Annotated in this window: 17 protein-coding genes and 3 pseudogenes; 7 read left to right on the top strand and 13 right to left on the bottom strand. The window is 37.6% G+C overall.

Features of this window, described 5'->3' with window-relative positions; translation table 11 throughout:
• Window positions 1-70: 70 nt before the first annotated feature.
• A pseudogene (locus V7654_RS23920) lies at window positions 71-568 on the bottom strand (DUF2179 domain-containing protein); the annotation flags it as partial.
• Between the two features lie 212 nt (window positions 569-780).
• Here V7654_RS23920 and hxlA point away from each other — a divergent pair.
• The 3 genes and pseudogenes from hxlA to V7654_RS10555 form a co-directional block, all read left to right on the top strand.
• A complete protein-coding gene (hxlA, locus tag V7654_RS10565) occupies window positions 781-1,413 on the top strand; it encodes a 3-hexulose-6-phosphate synthase (protein WP_335430300.1) in 633 nt (210 codons plus the stop codon).
• A gap of 8 nt (window positions 1,414-1,421) precedes the next feature.
• Window positions 1,422-1,979 carry a 6-phospho-3-hexuloisomerase gene (gene hxlB, locus V7654_RS10560; protein WP_335430299.1) on the top strand — a complete coding sequence of 186 codons (558 nt, stop codon included), beginning with the start codon at window positions 1,422-1,424 and terminating at the stop codon, window positions 1,977-1,979.
• 113 nt (window positions 1,980-2,092) lie between these two features.
• Window positions 2,093-2,344 (top strand): annotated as a pseudogene (locus tag V7654_RS10555) (SDR family NAD(P)-dependent oxidoreductase); the annotation flags it as partial.
• Between the two features lie 1,121 nt (window positions 2,345-3,465).
• On the opposite strand, the pseudogene V7654_RS10550 reads toward V7654_RS10555, so the two are convergent.
• The 3 genes and pseudogenes from V7654_RS10550 to V7654_RS10540 all read right to left on the bottom strand — a co-directional run.
• Window positions 3,466-3,795 (bottom strand): annotated as a pseudogene (locus V7654_RS10550) (peroxiredoxin family protein); the annotation flags it as partial.
• Between the two features lie 266 nt (window positions 3,796-4,061).
• A complete protein-coding gene (locus V7654_RS10545) occupies window positions 4,062-5,111 on the bottom strand; it encodes an acyl-CoA dehydrogenase (protein ID WP_335430298.1) in 1,050 nt (349 codons plus the stop codon).
• Window positions 5,112-5,173: 62 nt separating this feature from the next.
• A complete protein-coding gene (locus V7654_RS10540; RefSeq protein WP_335430297.1) occupies window positions 5,174-5,701 on the bottom strand; it encodes a DUF4242 domain-containing protein in 528 nt (175 codons plus the stop codon).
• 146 nt (window positions 5,702-5,847) lie between these two features.
• Between V7654_RS10540 and V7654_RS10535 the strand changes: the two genes are divergently transcribed.
• Entirely contained in the window at window positions 5,848-6,300 is a 453-nt protein-coding gene (locus V7654_RS10535) for a winged helix-turn-helix transcriptional regulator (protein WP_335430296.1), read from the top strand.
• A 41-nt stretch (window positions 6,301-6,341) separates the two neighbouring features.
• Here the strand turns inward: V7654_RS10535 and V7654_RS10530 are convergent, their stop codons facing one another.
• The 4 genes from V7654_RS10530 to V7654_RS10515 all read right to left on the bottom strand — a co-directional run bounded on the left by V7654_RS10530 (window position 6,342) and on the right by V7654_RS10515 (window position 10,844).
• Entirely contained in the window at window positions 6,342-7,106 is a 765-nt protein-coding gene (locus tag V7654_RS10530; RefSeq protein WP_335430295.1) for an ABC transporter permease, read from the bottom strand.
• A 2-nt stretch (window positions 7,107-7,108) separates the two neighbouring features.
• Entirely contained in the window at window positions 7,109-8,077 is a 969-nt protein-coding gene (locus V7654_RS10525; RefSeq protein WP_335430294.1) for an ABC transporter substrate-binding protein, read from the bottom strand.
• Window positions 8,078-8,105: 28 nt separating this feature from the next.
• Entirely contained in the window at window positions 8,106-8,888 is a 783-nt protein-coding gene (locus V7654_RS10520; RefSeq protein ID WP_335430313.1) for an ABC transporter ATP-binding protein, read from the bottom strand.
• 690 nt (window positions 8,889-9,578) lie between these two features.
• Window positions 9,579-10,844 carry a YeeE/YedE family protein gene (locus tag V7654_RS10515; RefSeq protein ID WP_438825283.1) on the bottom strand — a complete coding sequence of 422 codons (1,266 nt, stop codon included), beginning with the start codon at window positions 10,842-10,844 and terminating at the stop codon, window positions 9,579-9,581.
• A 612-nt stretch (window positions 10,845-11,456) separates the two neighbouring features.
• On the opposite strand from V7654_RS10515, the gene V7654_RS10510 reads away from it, so the two are divergent.
• Entirely contained in the window at window positions 11,457-12,395 is a 939-nt protein-coding gene (locus V7654_RS10510) for an RNA polymerase sigma factor (RefSeq protein WP_335430293.1), read from the top strand.
• A gap of 218 nt (window positions 12,396-12,613) precedes the next feature.
• On the opposite strand, the gene V7654_RS10505 is transcribed toward V7654_RS10510, so the two are convergent.
• From V7654_RS10505 to V7654_RS10485, 5 genes are all read right to left on the bottom strand, one after another.
• Entirely contained in the window at window positions 12,614-12,799 is a 186-nt protein-coding gene (locus V7654_RS10505) for a hypothetical protein (protein WP_335430292.1), read from the bottom strand.
• Window positions 12,800-13,028: 229 nt separating this feature from the next.
• Window positions 13,029-13,175: a hypothetical protein gene (locus V7654_RS10500; RefSeq protein WP_335430291.1), complete on the bottom strand. Its 147-nt coding sequence runs from the start codon at window positions 13,173-13,175 to the stop codon at window positions 13,029-13,031.
• A 57-nt stretch (window positions 13,176-13,232) separates the two neighbouring features.
• Complete coding sequence (locus V7654_RS10495; protein ID WP_335430290.1) at window positions 13,233-14,369, bottom strand: zinc-dependent alcohol dehydrogenase; 1,137 nt, start codon at window positions 14,367-14,369, stop codon at window positions 13,233-13,235.
• A gap of 17 nt (window positions 14,370-14,386) precedes the next feature.
• The gene (locus V7654_RS10490; RefSeq protein WP_335430289.1) at window positions 14,387-14,749 is read right to left on the bottom strand and encodes a spore coat protein; all 363 of its coding nucleotides are present in this window, start codon (window positions 14,747-14,749) and stop codon (window positions 14,387-14,389) included.
• 10 nt (window positions 14,750-14,759) lie between these two features.
• Window positions 14,760-14,975 (bottom strand): spore coat protein, encoded by a 216-nt coding sequence (locus V7654_RS10485; protein ID WP_335430288.1) that lies wholly within the window; start codon window positions 14,973-14,975, stop codon window positions 14,760-14,762.
• A gap of 144 nt (window positions 14,976-15,119) precedes the next feature.
• On the opposite strand from V7654_RS10485, the gene V7654_RS10480 reads away from it, so the two are divergent.
• On the top strand, window positions 15,120-15,332 hold the full coding sequence (locus V7654_RS10480) for a hypothetical protein (RefSeq protein ID WP_335430287.1): 213 nt from the start codon (window positions 15,120-15,122) through the stop codon (window positions 15,330-15,332).
• Window positions 15,325-15,633 (top strand): spore coat protein, encoded by a 309-nt coding sequence (locus V7654_RS10475; RefSeq protein ID WP_335430286.1) that lies wholly within the window; start codon window positions 15,325-15,327, stop codon window positions 15,631-15,633. Before V7654_RS10480 ends, V7654_RS10475 begins: the two co-directional genes overlap by 8 nt.
• The last annotated feature ends 409 nt before the right edge of the window (window positions 15,634-16,042 follow it).

Below are 16,042 nucleotides of genomic sequence, written 5' to 3'. Positions count from 1 at the left end.
CAAAATGTATACTATAGGAAATAAACTCATCTATTTTTGTGTTAATTAAATTAAAAAGCCAGGGTGAGCATCATCTCCCTGGCCAAAAATTATAAGTGATATAAATTTGTTGAGTACAGTATTCTTTATGTGTTGAAGCTTTTGGCGTAATAAGCGGATTATCTAAACCGGATGTCTCACAAACATAAGAAGCCTCCATAATTGCATTAGGATCAACTTACAATATAACCCTTTTTAATTTCGAATAAATAAATGGATTGGTTACAATAGACTATTTTCTTCTTTTCACTTAAAAATCCACCTTCACCATATAAATAGTAATACTCATATTTAATTCTTTGATTATCCTTTCACCAATTTCGTCCGGTTTTTCTGAGCTAATAAGAATGTGGCAATCGGTATTCAATAATGCCGGTTAAACCATATAGCCAGCATTTCAATTCCCTCGATGGCCCCTCCGCTTTTCACAACATCTACCAGCCCATTTGGCGCTAATATCATTTCTAACCCCATTGCTACAATAGCAGCTCCTACTGTTAAAAAGAGTATAATCAAAAAACTTATAGTATACTTTTTAACACTATGTAAATTAAAAGTGCGTACTTTAATTGTTGTTATATACATTGTATACTTGCAATTGTTCAGCGAGAGGACATGATATCCCTTATTGCTGGCAGGTACAGATAATGCACTATAAGGATAATATTACTGTAAAAGTATTATTACCCTTTGGAGACATTATCACTGTACAACAAAAAAAAATTATAGGAGTGAATATAGATGGAATTACAATTAGCATTAGATTTAGTCAATATCCCAGAAGCAATTGAACTGGTAAAAGAAGTAGAGGAACATATTGATATCGTTGAAATCGGTACACCGGTTGTAATTAACGAAGGTCTTCATGCTGTAAAAGCAGTTAAAAAAGCATTCCCTAACTTAAAGGTATTAGCAGACCTAAAAATCATGGATGCAGCTGGTTATGAAGTAATGAAAGCTTCTGAAGCAGGTGCAGATATCGTCACAATTCTTGGAACTGCTGAAGATATGTCAATCAAAGGTGCTGTTGACGAAGCAAAAAAACAAGGTAAAAAAATCCTTGTTGATATGATTGCAGTAAAAGACCTTGCTGAACGTGCAAAAGAAGTGGACGCTATGGGCGTTGATTATATTTGTGTTCATACTGGCTACGATCTTCAAGCAGTTGGAAAGAACTCTTTTGAAGATTTACAAACCATCAAAGGTGTTGTAAAAAATGCTAAAACTGCAATCGCAGGTGGTATTAAGTTAGACACACTTCCAGAAGTCATCAAAGTACAACCAGACCTTGTTATTGTAGGTGGCGGGATTACTGGACAAGCTGATAAAAAAGCTGCTGCTGCCAAAATGCAACAAATGATTAATCAAGGGTAATTCAGATTATGAATACAACTCAATACCTAGCTGAAATCATAAAAGAGTTAAATCGCTCCGTAGATTTAATTTCGAATGATGAAGCTGAAAAATTAGTTAATGGGATTCTTGAATCAAAAAAAATCTTTGTTGCAGGTGCAGGTAGATCTGGATTTATGGCCAAATCATTCGCCATGCGAATGATGCACATGGGGATAGATGCCTATGTGATTGGCGAAACAGTAACCCCTAACTTTGAAAAAGATGACATCTTAATCATTGGATCAGGTTCAGGAGAAACGAAAGGGTTAGTTTCCATGGCTGAGAAGGCAAAAAGCATAGGTGGGACGATTGCAGCTGTAACCATTTTCCCTGAGTCCGCTATTGGACAATTAGCGGATATCACAATTAAGTTGCCTGGCTCACCTAAAGATCAGTCGGAGAGTGATTTTAAGACGATTCAACCAATGGGCTCATTATTTGAGCAAACACTTTTACTATCTTACGACGCTGTGATTCTTCGGTTCATGGAGAAAAAAGGTTTGGATACCAATAAGATGTACGGTAGACACGCCAACTTAGAATAAATATATTATTCCTCGAGTTCTAAATAGAAAAGACCGCAAGCTGTTTCCATACAAGATTGCGGTCTTTCTGTTAGAATTAAACTTCAATTTGTAATAATTTCAGGAGTGATAAAATGATTTCTTTAAATGGAAAAACTGCAATAGTTACTGGCGCAGGAAGAGGCATTGGACGTGCTACTGCTATCGCCTTAGCAAAAGAAGGCGTTCATTTAGGCCTAATCGGCTTAAATATCTCTAATCTAGAAAAGGTAGCTGCAGAACTAGCACAATTTGATGTAAGGGTTTCTGCAGCAACAGCAGATGTGACCGATCTTGAATCCGTTACCCATGCTGTTGAACATATCAAATCAGACTTAGGCCCAATTTTCCTAGAAGATTCGATAGACCAGCAATGGTTGGATTCCTAAATAAATAAGCTAATGGAATTCTTTCACACAAACCTACCCCGAACCTCTCAAAGTCTGGTTTTAGAATAATTTGATCAATAACAGAACAAAAGCACTAAGGTAATCCCCCTCATTACCTTTTTTTACTGTATTTTATTATTGGTAATATATTTTCTTATTCTCTTAATAAAGTGTTGACACCTTCAATATTGTTTTTCACTTTGTACCGAAAATTCCCTTTAGTTACGATTTCCGTTTTGTATTAGACTATATCCATTTCTGCAATCTTATAGCTAACAACTTCCTTGTTTAAACTTATTCAGTGTTTCTCCTCCCCTAGATTATAGTTAAAATTATCAATGATATGATACCCTACCTAAATTTCAAATATATTAATTAATTGCTTGATACCTTCTTATATTGCCTCGAAAATAAATAAAAGTGGAGTTCATTTAACTATACTGACTTTTTTGACCACATGCTTTTTGTCCGTATACATAACCAGTACAGAAAAGAGTGCACAAAATAGTGCACAGACTTATTTTATTTAATTGAACTAGATTTATCTAAAATTAATAAATCACTCAAAAAATCCTTGAGAAATAAGACTTCTTTGTTTTTAATTTATCTTATTTAACTCAGTTTTCTTCTTGGATTTCCTCTGGCAGCGTTGAGGTCAGGGGTTCGAGCCCCCTATTCTCCACTTACAAAATAAGAGTGTCCAAAAGTATAATCTTTTGGGCACCCTTTTTATTTTTTGGCCAAGTAAAAATGGTCCGTTGATTTCCGTTCCAGGCGCTTCACTTTCCGCGGGGCTGGGCTGAGCCTCCTCGCCGCTGCTGGTGTCTTTGGGGTAAAATGGCCCTTCTTTTGGGGTCATTTCTACCGGGGTCTCACCCGTCTAGCTGTGCCCGCAGGACATTGATTAGTTTCCTCGAACCTGCCCACGCACGATGGAAATTCGGTAGCATTTTCATAGCTACTATTATACTGATGTATTAGACAACTTTAATAAATCAGACACAGATAAAACATTTATTAACTTCTATTCACCAAATTCTTTAACTACACTCCTGCAAGCAGCATCTTCCAAAATTTTCTTAACTGGATATACCATTGTATTCTTCTTTAATCTCTTCTATTGTCTTATCTAACTCTTCGCCCCAATAATCATTTACTGTATGGAACACTACATTCCCTTTTTGATCAAGGAGTTCATATCCTCTAAAAGGAACTTCTCGATTTCTCATGTCAAACAACTCAGTCATTTTAAGTTCTGGGTCTGAAATGAATGGTAAGCTTTTTCCATACTCTTGGACCAATGCATTATACAATTCTTTTTGCTGTTCTGGACTATCTCCACTGATGATATACGCATTTACATCTAGACCATTTAATTTTTCAAGATTTTTGTGCAACTGGACCAGTTGCTTTTGGCAGTGCGTTCAGGTGTAGGTTGTCATGAAAAAAAACAGTGTTGGCTTGGCCTGAGGGAAGGTGACTTCTTCCGGTCTTGATTAAGCAGTACCATATTTTCTTCTAGTTTCGTTTTACCGCAAGCTGCTATACAAGGACTATTAACAGCAGTGTTATTATTTTTCTTGTTTTCATGGTATCTCCCGTTTTGAGTAATTGTTTGCATTTAAAAATTTCTGATAAAAAATAAGTGTATTAAAGCTTTTAACAATAAGATTTTTTATAACCCTATTTGATTTATCATTTTTTCAAGATGTTTTACAGTAGGTGATAAATTAAGCAGAAAATATGATTCTCTTAGTCTTCGTGATGGAGCACTATACTTTAAATATCCTGCTCCTCCCTGATGAAGCATACTGCCATGTGTCGCTTGTGCTGTAAGATAAGCAACTCCAAGGCGCAGCCGGAGAAGTTCATGCCAATGTTCTTGTATATCCTGAACTGCAGCCAAATCATACACTTTAGTACGGATTGCTTCTAGTTCTTTCTCTAGTTCCTCTGGCTGAATAGGCAAGAAATTATTACAGCCACCTTGCTTATTGCAAACTTGACGAATCGATGCAACGGCTGCTTCTGTAACACCTATGCCTAGCGGTATTTGATAAAGCACAAAGGCTGGTCTAATTCTGACAATAAATTGATCCACATCATGTGACACTACCCATTTTTCAGGGATCTTCACTTCATCAAAAGTACATGAATAGGTAGCACTTCCGTTTACCCCTAAATATTCTAGCTTTGCTTTTAAAATAAGGCCTTCAGTATTACATGGAACCACTGCCATAATCCGTTGGTCCTCGCTAACCTCTGCAATGATACCAAACCAATGATCTGTACCCAAATTTGAAACGGATGGCAATTGCCCTTTCACGATATATCCTTCATTTGTCTTTGATGCTTTCAAATGCAAAGCTTCTAACCCAGCATAATACTTCATTGGATTGGAGAGCCCTGTACCGCCCAGCAGTTCCCCTTTTTCCAGCTTGTGTAGAATTTCATTCTTCAAATACGCATTCTCGCTATTACGAATATAAGTTAAAGAGGCAAGGTGGCACCAAAGATTAAATGCGGTTGTCATACAAATCTTCGATGTTTCCTCTACTACGCGTACCTCTTTTGAAAAATCTACCCCATTTCGGGAATCTAAAAATCCCGCTTTGCCTACACTCCTCAAATAATCTTCCGCATAGTAGGCATCCGAATCGATTCTCCTTACAAATGGCTTTAGCTGTTTTTGGATTAATTCATCCAATATCGTCAGATCGTTCAAAGCTTACCTCTCCCTTTTGCTGCCTTTTAAAAAGAAAACCTCCGACGAGGGAGGTTTCACCATTAAGATAATTCAGTAATTGTATCAATCGGGGCCTTAACAGCCTCACGTGCCTTCTTAACTGTACTTTCATCAGGAGAATCATAGAAACAGAGGCATTTTGTCATGTCTTCACAAACATAGGTCCTTGAAAAAGTAACTTCAGGAACTTCTGCGTAGTGGACTGAGTTTTTTGATTTCCTTTCCAGGTAAGCATCCATTGTTAAGTTTTCCGGGAGGTTCCATTCCACTAGATAATTTACTTTATCGGCCTGCTTCTTAACTTCTTCTAACTCAGTTCCAACAAGACGCACAGGCTTAATCAGCGTTACAGGAACTCCTAATCCTCTTAAACTTTCATTTATTACATTGCGTTCTTCCGCCTCAAGGATAAAGAAAGCTCTAGAGAAATCCTTAGCTACTTGAACCTCAATTAAACTTGCATTTTGTTTGCCTAACTCCTCACGAATTTCACCGACCTTTTTTTCAAAAGAATCTTTTCCGTTTACTGAACTGTTTAAGATTGATTCCACTAAATATAAAGATGACATTTTACTTCCTCCTTTTTTAAAAATAACCGATAAGTTTACTCGGGTATTACTTGTTAATAATTTTATAACACTAAGTTAAAAAAAACAACTTAGTTGTTTAATAAATAATGTTATGATTTAATTAATCATTATCGGAGGTTTATACTATGAGAGAATCTAAATATGATTTACCTTGTAATATCGCGCAAACACTAAATGTTATCGGGGATCGGTGGACCTTATTGGTATTACATGAAATCTTAGCTGGAAGAACAACTTTTAATGAGATTAAAAAAGAACTGAGTGGTATTTCATCCAATATACTGTCTGACCGGCTGAAACATTTAGAACAGTCAGGCCTGGTGATTTCTTCGCTTTATTCAGAGCATCCACCTAGATATGAATACACCCTTACCAAGAGTGGACAAGAACTAGAAGGCGTTTTCAACGCTATCATTTTATGGGGCAGGAACAATCTCGAAAAGTGCTATAAGAAAATTATCCATGCTGAGTGTAAGCATGAAGTTGAAATAGCTTACTATTGTCCTCACTGCAATAAAAATGTGGACGAATTAGAAATAGTCGAAATCGAAACAATTGATACATCTTCACTTATATAAATATTAGGGAGACAGAGAGCAATCATGCACTCTGTCTTTTATCAATTATTCACTTTCCCCCATTGCTGGTTAATCCACGCTTCAAAAACACCAACTGCTTTATCAAGCAATAGGCCTGATATTCCAATAAAAAGAATGCCTGCCATAACAAGGTCAAGCCTCATGGAGTTTCTTGCATCAATGATCAAATACCCCAAACCAGATTGAGCACCAACCATTTCACCAGCAACTAGAAAAATCCATGCGGTACCTACAGCAATGTGAAGACCATTCGCGATGTACGGAAAAGCAGCTGGAAAGATAATTTTCGTCAAAAGCCTAATACCCTTAATCTCAAGATTTTGAGCAACTTTCAAGTAATTGCTATCTACCCTGCGAACAGCAGAAACCGTTGATAGCAATACAGGAAAGAATGCAGCTATAAAGATGATCACGATTGCAGGAATATCACCGATACCAAACCATAGTACGATAAATGGTGACCATGCAATTGGTGAAACTGGCCTAATGACCTGAGCTACAGGATCAAGGACATTCCACAAAACAGGGAGACGTCCAAGAACCAGGCCAAGGATAATGGCAGCAACTACCGCGGATAAATACCCTGCCGCGAACCTATACAGACTAACCTGAAAATGTGTGAAAAGAGTGCCATCGTAGATAAGGGAAACAATCCCTTCCCATACCTTTAATGGCGGTGGGAATAACACTGTATCATACTCACCAATCATAATTACCGCTTGCCATACAATAATCAGTAAGGCAAACCCTATAATTGCATTCAATAAAGATTTTAATCTAATCATTTTCATTTCGCCTTATCAATTAATGAATGATCAACAAATTCACTGTAGGCTGGAGGGTTTTCCATCAGACCCATTTCCTTGAGATTATTTCTCAGTTCCTCAAATTCTTCTTCCTTGATTTTCAAATCATCATAAGAGATCCATTGGAATGAAAGATCAAGTACGTCCTTGTCAACTTTCATATACTTCGAAGACATTTCGTGAGTATGTTCATCTTTTAATTCAGCCATTTCACCAGCTTTTACATATTGATTTACAAACTCTTGAGCAATTTCACTTTCTTTTTTGATGAAATCATTTCTTAAGACTAGTGTGCAGTCAATCGAGTCCTTCCATATATCCTGATCCTGGAAAAGAACCTTTCCTTTATCTATAGAAACAGAGATAGCTCCAAATGGCTCTGCCACGACATATCCTGCTATCCGCCCTTCTGATAATGCTGCTGGCATTTCGGCAGGTGGCATTTCAATTGCTTTTACATCTTCATATTTAAGTCCATTTTGCTTTAACATTTGGTACAACAGAATGTTATGTGTCGAAAACTTATGCGGAATCGCAAAGTTTTTCCCTTTCAGATCCTCAGCACTGTTAACATGATTTCCCACCACAAAAACATTCCCATCGCGATGCCCCAATGCTACTGCACTTAAATCAATCCCTTGCTCCTTTGCCTTCATTGCAAGAGTGACCAGGACAGACGCACCATCAATCCTTCCAGTATTCAATGCATCCATCAGTTCTGGCCATGAACCGAATTTTACAAGTTCTAAATTAAAACCCTTATACTGTTCCATTTCTTTTTCAATGTAAAGGGGTACTGCATGAGTGATTGGCAAGTAACCGATTTTTACCGTTCTCTTCCCGGTATCTACTGATGATTGTTTGTTAGTTCCTGACCCGCATGCGGCAAGTGAAAAGGTCATAAAGAACACCAGCATAAGCAGGATATAATTTTTATATAGCTTCTTCATTTGTATTCTCCTTATCTATTAATTTGCTTTATATATGAAACTCAATTGCTGCGTCTTGACGATTGAAATGGAATTCCTCAAAAATCATTTTCCTGTAATGCTGAAAATCACTGTGACTTCTGTCACGTGGCTTTGACAATTGAATTCTAATTTCTTTATGAATTCTGCCTGGATTGGCTTGCATAATAAAAATCCGATCCGATAAATAAATAGCTTCATCGATATCATGAGTTACTAGCGCAATCGTCGTTTTTTCCTGTGATTGTATACGAAGGAGTTCATCTTGCAGATAATATCGATTAAAGGTGTCCAAAGCCGCAAAAGGCTCATCCATGAGAATCATCTCAGGCTGAAGTGCCAGAGCTCTTGCGATTGCAATCCTTTGCTTCATCCCACCAGAAACCTCGTGGGGAAACAAATCACCTTTATCCTCTAAACCTACTAAGGCCAAGTAATGTAATGCCCGTTCCCTCCGCTCCTTAACCGTTAGGTTCATTCCATCTAATCCAAGTTCAACGTTTTTCAAGGCAGATTTCCAAGGAAACAAACCATAATGTTGAAAAAGCATAATACATTTGCGAGTTGGCTGAATGACTGCGTTTCCCTCCAAGATCACTTGCCCCGCATCTGCCTTTTCAAAGCCTCCAATAATATTTAACAATGTACTTTTACCACATCCACTCTCGCCAAGAATGGAAATTGTTTCACCATAGTTAATTTCAAACGAAATTTCATTTAAAACTTGAAGGTTCTTTTTTTGATTAGGAAAGCTTTTACTTACACTTTCCACCATAATAATCGGGTCTTGAATCACTTTTTAATCCCACCTTCCTGCCTCTGTTTATTTATACTTCACTAATGTTAACAATTCCTATAAAAATAGTATGATTTATCTTTAGGTTATTTTATTATACTTTGTTAAGTTTTACAACTTAAAGTGTGTGAAAATTTATAATCCATTGTAGATAATTTTTTACGATATGCTCATTTATTTAAAATGTTAACAGGAAACGATAAATCTAGAACTTCCCAAGAGTTGATTACCATACTACGGATTATTAAGCTACCCCTTAATCCGCAAGGGAGCAGAGAGACTATCCACTTGGATAGTCTCTTTTAATTGTATGATTTAAATTTAACTAACTCGTTCCATTTATTCCTTATGCATTGTAAGTTATACGGATGTCTAAATATGTAAAACAATCTTAATTTCATACAAAAAAATACCTGTCTAAGCTGCCACCGTTCATTCTTGAACAAACTAGAGTTCTTCAAGATATGACTGAGATTGGATATTCCATAAAGCAAAACACATAATTATTTTTGTTACTGTAAACATTGATTCTAAGGGGTAGTAATTCGTCTTATAAAGGGTAAAGGTTGCTTTAGTAGCGAATAGAGCAATTATTAAAATAGATTTCTGGCTTCGTAGATTTCACCCGTGCTAAGCACACTAAAAAAGGTGCCTTTCAGAAAAGCGAAAGGCACCTTCATTAATTAATTAACAAACTGAATCTGTTGTTTTGGGGTTTTTTAGCCCAAACAGCGGTCGGATGAATAGGGCAACCATAGTTCCAAGCATGGCCATGATAGCCCAAACCCAGCCATGAAGACTAAAGCTTGCAATTCCGCCAAAGTAAGCGCCGATGTTGCAACCGAAGGCCAACCTAGAGCCGTAGCCCATCAAGAGTCCGCCAATAATAGACGCTCCTGCTACGCCCGGCTTAATTTTTCCTGGCTTGAAATTCCCCTGGGAAGCTGCCGAAATAAAGGCACCAAGGATGATTCCAAAGTTCATCACGCTAGTGGAGTCAGCCAACACTGTATTGTTCAGCGCAGCAATATTTGCGCCTGTTGAGAAATATCCCCATGATGTAACGTCGACTCCCAGAGCCATCAAGCCTTTCCCTCCCCAAAGAGCAAAAGCAGATGTAATGCCCCAAGGAGTTCCACGTACTGTAAGAGTCAGTGCATTCAGCACTGCCAGTATAATGGCAGCTGCAAATAATGGCCATGACCCGCGCAATACCTTTTTCCAGCCAGTCGTAGTCGGAAGAGCCTTCATTGCTGGTGCCTTACGCTTTTTCGCAATTAGCAGTGTAGTCCAGTAAATCAATGCAAATAGAACAAGCTGGACTACCAGGGCACCGCCATATCCAAGACCCGTTGAGGTCGCAAGAGAGATAGGCGGAAGTGTTGGTGTTTCCTCCATCCAGAAGGAGAAATGATAGGCACCCAGAGTCGAGCCTCCCACGAAGGAAAGCAACGTGAGGATCATGGAAGAGGAACCACCTCCAAGGGAATAAAGTGTCCCTGAAGCACAGCCGTTACCGAGCTGCATCCCTATTCCAAACATGAATGCACCAACAAGGACACTAACTCCTACAGGTGATACGTAGCCTTTAGGTTCAATGCCGGTAAAACTAAAGCCGGTGCTTAAAATGATTGCAAAGAGGATAGAGGCCACCGAGAGCATCAGCATGTGAGCCTGAAAACCCTGACCGTTCCCTACCGATGCAAACCTCCTGAAAGCAGAGGTAAAACCGAAGCGGGCATGCAGCAGGGTAGCTCCTAGGGCAAGACCGATTACGTACAGCACTCCCTGGGTTCCATTTGCCATTGATAAAATAGCGGTTAAAAGAATAATAGCAGCCAGAACACCAACCGCTACAAGCGGCTTTTGTACAGGATTTAGCCTTGTTACTACTGTCGTTGGCGACAGCTTCAAAGTTATAGACGGTTTAGCAGTACTGTTGTTAACATTCAGTTGTTTCAAACTAAAACCCCTTTTCTTATAAGATTAGTCGGAATTCAATTTAACTAGTTTAACTGATAATTTATAGAATGTAAATGGTTTTTTCACTGAGATAAAAAAAGTTTGAAACTTAATTAGCAGAAATACAGCCACTGAAACAGAAAAGGATACGTCAAAAACTTCCTGGTAACTCACAAATTTTGTTATCAGAACATTGTTGTAAAACTACTCATTTCTCTTGGAATGAACGCCTCCGCAACCACCATAATTACTTTTACCTGAAAATAAATTACATAAGTGTTTTATTTAATCTATTATTATCCCCTTTGTTATTAAACACTGCCTATTAATTTTTTCTTTTAGGCAATTTTCTTTATTCAACTAACCCCCAGGGGAAAAGGTGATAAGGAACGTGTAGTCATTTTAATATCCAACCCGAACTCTGGCTTAAGCGATACCTAGATAGCCGCAAGGATAAGGATCCGCCCCTCTTTGTGTGGGGAAGCCGACAGGATGAGCATTACCCAGATGAGGTACTACATAAAAAAAGAATTTCTTCCAAGCCCGTATAATTCTTCGATATAAAATCGTTTAATTAGTATATTGACATTAGGAGGAATTTTGATGAAATCAAATGATAGCATTACTTTGGATATGGTGAATGAAACGAGAAAAGTAAGAGATCAATTTTTCAATACTATTTCTGAATATTCAACAGATTTATGGAATTATTGTAAATATATCACTGGCTCCCCTTGGGATGGTGAAGATCTCTATCAAGAAACGATGATAAAATCTTTTGGCTTTCTTCCTCAAAGATGGAGTGAAATAACTGATAAAAAATATTATCTGTTCAAGGTTGCAACAAATACCTGGATTGACCTGTGCAGAAAGCTAAAACGGGAAACAGGAATATTAGATGAACCATCTGAAACTATCGAAGATTTCTCGAGTCCTCTTTTATTGGAAGAAATTCTAACCTCTTTAGATTCTCATTTGACACCTAAGCAAATTGCAGCTTTTCTTTTATTGGATGTTTTCAAATTTAATGCTGAGGAAGCATCCGGAATTTCACAAAGCACTCCGGGAGGAATTTATTCTGCTGTACAACGTGCGAGAAGAAAAATAGATTCCATTGATTTTACCCAATCAAAATCTGAGTTGTCTAACCATAAAACCAAGATAACCATTCAATCATATTTAAAAGCATTTAATGATGGAGATTTGGATGGTATGTTAAAACTATTTAGTGATCAAGCACAGAATGAAGCCTATTTTGGTTTCCATGAGTTTTCTAAAGATGAGATGTTAAAAGGATCTCTAAAGTTCGGCCTACCTGGACATACAGCTCGAGAATTTATTCTATGGAATAAACCCACGATTATTGTGTTTGCTAATGGGGAACAGGGACCTGAAATCCACGATATACAATTACAAGAGATTGAAAACGGTAAAATAGTAAGTCATAAAAGTTATTTCTTTAGAAAAGAGTTTATTCTGGCTGCTGCAAAAGAGCTTGGAATAAAAGTACAGTTGGAAAAACCACCAGTGGATTGGACCTAAACTTTAAGGGATAACATATGTCATCCCTTTTTTGTTTATTACATATTAAAACTAATGCCAGTGTTTCTATTTGTTTACAGAATCGATATACAGTATATTGTTTATTCAAAGTCCATATAAAAAGAGCTGCCGTGCAACTCCTTACTTAAGCATAAGCACCCGTTACTTGAATAAGAAAACAGGCTCGCCAATACAACTATCCTCAACTTACACACCCGTCACTTAACAAGCCTTTGTTCTAACTCATCTTTTTGACGCAAGTGATGACGAAAATGCATACCAACCAAATCATACCATTCCCTTGCATTCAGCCATCCAAACCCTCCATGCTCGACTTTATAATTTGTGTTTATATTATCCACTTTCGATTTCCATTGACTTAACCTTAGAATTACTTGATCCATTCTGCTGATAAGATCGTCCTTGCCATCTCAATTATTAGGTGGAGTATTTAGTTCATCCTGTAATCTAATTTTAATTGATGGAAACCCTCCAATCTTATATAAATGCTGACCAAACTCCGTTTTCCCAAGGGGCTGTTCACCATTTAAGGTAGAACATTTTTTCGGTAATTAAGAAATTATTGATTCAACAAAAAAAGACGATGGATGATCACCGCCTTAAATGATTGTTTTATCTTTCTGCGAATTTATTTTTGAAATAAAGGTAATCAACCTTATGTTTTGTGGCCATTAGTTGTGATGCAAGTATTGCGGTGTAGATAGATGTTAATAGTATGCCAAAAACTGCTATCCCAAATATTGAGTCCTTGTTATTCAAAATAACAACCTCCATTTCTAAAAGAATAAATAGGAATTCATCTTGGATTTATTCAATTTAAGGTTTTAGAATGACTTTTATACAATTATCGGTTCTTGTGTCAAAAACTTCGTATCCATGCTTTGCCTGGTCTAATGGAAGAACATGTGTAATTACATCACCAATATCTATCTTTCCTTCAGATATAAGATTGTAAAGAAAAGGCATATACGGAATAACTGGGGCCTGACCCGTTTTAATGTCAACATTTCTTTGGAAAATGTCTCCTAACGGGAAACCATTATAACGTCCCCCATAAACACCGGTAATTTGGATGGTCCCAGCTTTGCGTACAGCCTGTGACGCAATGACAAGCCCGCCCATTGCACCGCCATGAAGCTTCATTCCGGATGCAAGATATTCAAGAGGCGTCATCTTGCCGCTCATACCTGAACAATCAATAACGATATCTGCTCCACCTTGTGTTATCTCTCTTAAATATTCGCCAACGTTTTCATGTTCTTCAAAATTTACAGTCTCCACCTTATTGGTCCGTTTCGCATGCTCAAGCCGGTATTTGAGGTAATCGACCGCAATAACACGCTCAGCACCTTTAAACCAGGCAAATTTTTGAGCAAGGAGACCTACTGGACCACATCCTAAAACGATGACAGTATCACCAGCTTTGACACCAGAGTGATCTACACTCCAATAAGCTGTTGAGGCTGCATCTGCAAGTAACACTAACTTTTCATCTTCTACTTCGCAATTCTCCGGTATTTTAAAGGGAGTAAAATTTCCATATGGAACTCGCATATATTCAGCTTGTCCGCCAGCAAATCCACCGGTTGTTTCTGAATATCCAAAGAAACCGCCCATTTCACCATGAGGGTTTGAATTATCACATTGGCTGGTTATGTCATGGTTACAGTACCAGCAATGCCCGCAGCTTACATTAAAGGGAATAATTACCCGATCCCCTTTTTTCAATTTTGTTACTTCCGGTCCTACTTCTTCGACTACCCCCATCGGTTCATGGCCTATTACGTAATCAGTTGGCATATTGGGAATCATTTGATGAATCAAATGCAAATCGGATCCGCATATAGCAGAAGTTGTTATTTTTACAATGATATCATCGCCATTTTTAATTTTTGGGTCTTTTACTTCTTTAACCTGGACATTTTTATTCCCCTGGTACGTGACAGCTTTCATTTTTTCTCTAACCTCCCTTATTTATTAGGCGTTGCGAACATTCCAAGTCTATCCGTATCATTCGGGAATAAGTTCATCCCGGCAATCATTAAAGCATTGTCGGCAGATTTAAGATCCAACTCAACTTGCTTGCCAACATCGTTCGGATATAACCAGCCCTTGCTTATCATCAATTCAGATATCTCGGTGTGTAAATCAATAGATAGTTCCATTTGTCTGTATAATGCCTCTCTTAACTCCAGGCTCGATGTTTCAGTTAACGCAATGGCATATGTATGAATGCCCGTTTTAACTGAAAGAAGAAACTCCAATGCAATGCCCGAATCTGCCATTTCTGGCATATGTTCAGCCCCTTGGGGATCCAAATAATCCATTTCCATTTTTTTCACCTCATTCTATATAATTGGTTCTTGCCCCTTTATAAAATTCTTTAAGTTCATTTATCGCTGCAATTGACTGTTGAACATTTTTTTCCATCAGTGCTTTTAAATCATTATCGAAACAAAGGCCCTGCATAAGCTTTGATTTCAATAAGCTTACAGTTTTCAGGTTTAATACCTCATGTGTTTCCATTGTTTCATGATAAGCCAAACTTTTCTTCTCCATGACTTCACCTCCTGAAATTAAAATCCCTTATATATGTGAATATTATTCAATGGAATATTACTGGTTATGGAATATTTTTGGTGGCATGTGAATCTCCTGTCTGAAGCAAGATAAGAGAAGTTTTTAAAGATTGGAGAGATACTCTTGACAAAATATTTAGGACTTCATGAAACGCTGGAGACACTCGAGTTAATTGCCTTTAAAACAGTATGTTTAACAAAAGCTGTAACTATGAGCAACTTGCTTCCTGATGGAGATCTTAAAACGATTCTTTCTGGTGATTTAGAATCAGGAAGTCAAGGTCTGAAGCAACTTCAGACCTTTATTACAAACCGGGAGGAGACTCACAATGACTAATCTCCTGCAAAATATGGCTGGAATGGGAGGATTAACAGAACGGGCAATCGCCTCGGATTTTCTGATTTCATCTAAATCTGCCATCAGAAATCTCGCATTTGCTATTACGGAAACAGCTACACCTGCACTGAAATCAGCTCTTCGCGAGCAATTAAGAAATGCAGTGGATACACATGCAAAGATAACAGATTATATGACTGCCAATGGATATTATCACCCTAATCATTTAGGTGACCAAATAAATGTGAGACTGCAGGATGCACATACCGCTTTAAACCTTAAAGATCAATTGGGGCAATAAACGTATGTTTTATGCAATAAAAAATCAGCTGCTATTAAACAGCTGATTTTTCCCTTCAATATATTACACAGGTAGATCTTCAACCTGCCCGTCAGTTGAAGAAGAAAAGCCGCCTGTCACTGTTACCCTTTCACACCGTAATCATTGTATAAGATTCAAATTAACTTTTCTGGGTTTCTTACTTTTAGCAATAATACATTACAACAGCTAACACAAAAACAAGCATTGACAGGAGAGTATTTCAAAACTGTATTTTTCTTAAATAGGGCTCCATATCCTGGTTGTAGGTTCCATGCTTTAACTAATGGCAAAGCCATCTCAAAGGAACCACTTCCAAATACTAGGGATCTTTTAATGGATTAAAGTCAATATCGGTCATTAAAAGATACCCCTCTTTCCATTTAGGGGA

The sequence above is a fragment of the Bacillus sp. JJ1609 genome, from assembly GCF_036967045.1.
Lineage (GTDB): Bacteria > Bacillota > Bacilli > Bacillales > Cytobacillaceae > Mesobacillus.
Note: the sequence above shows the minus strand (reverse complement) of the source record. Positions and strands in the feature narration are given on the sequence as shown.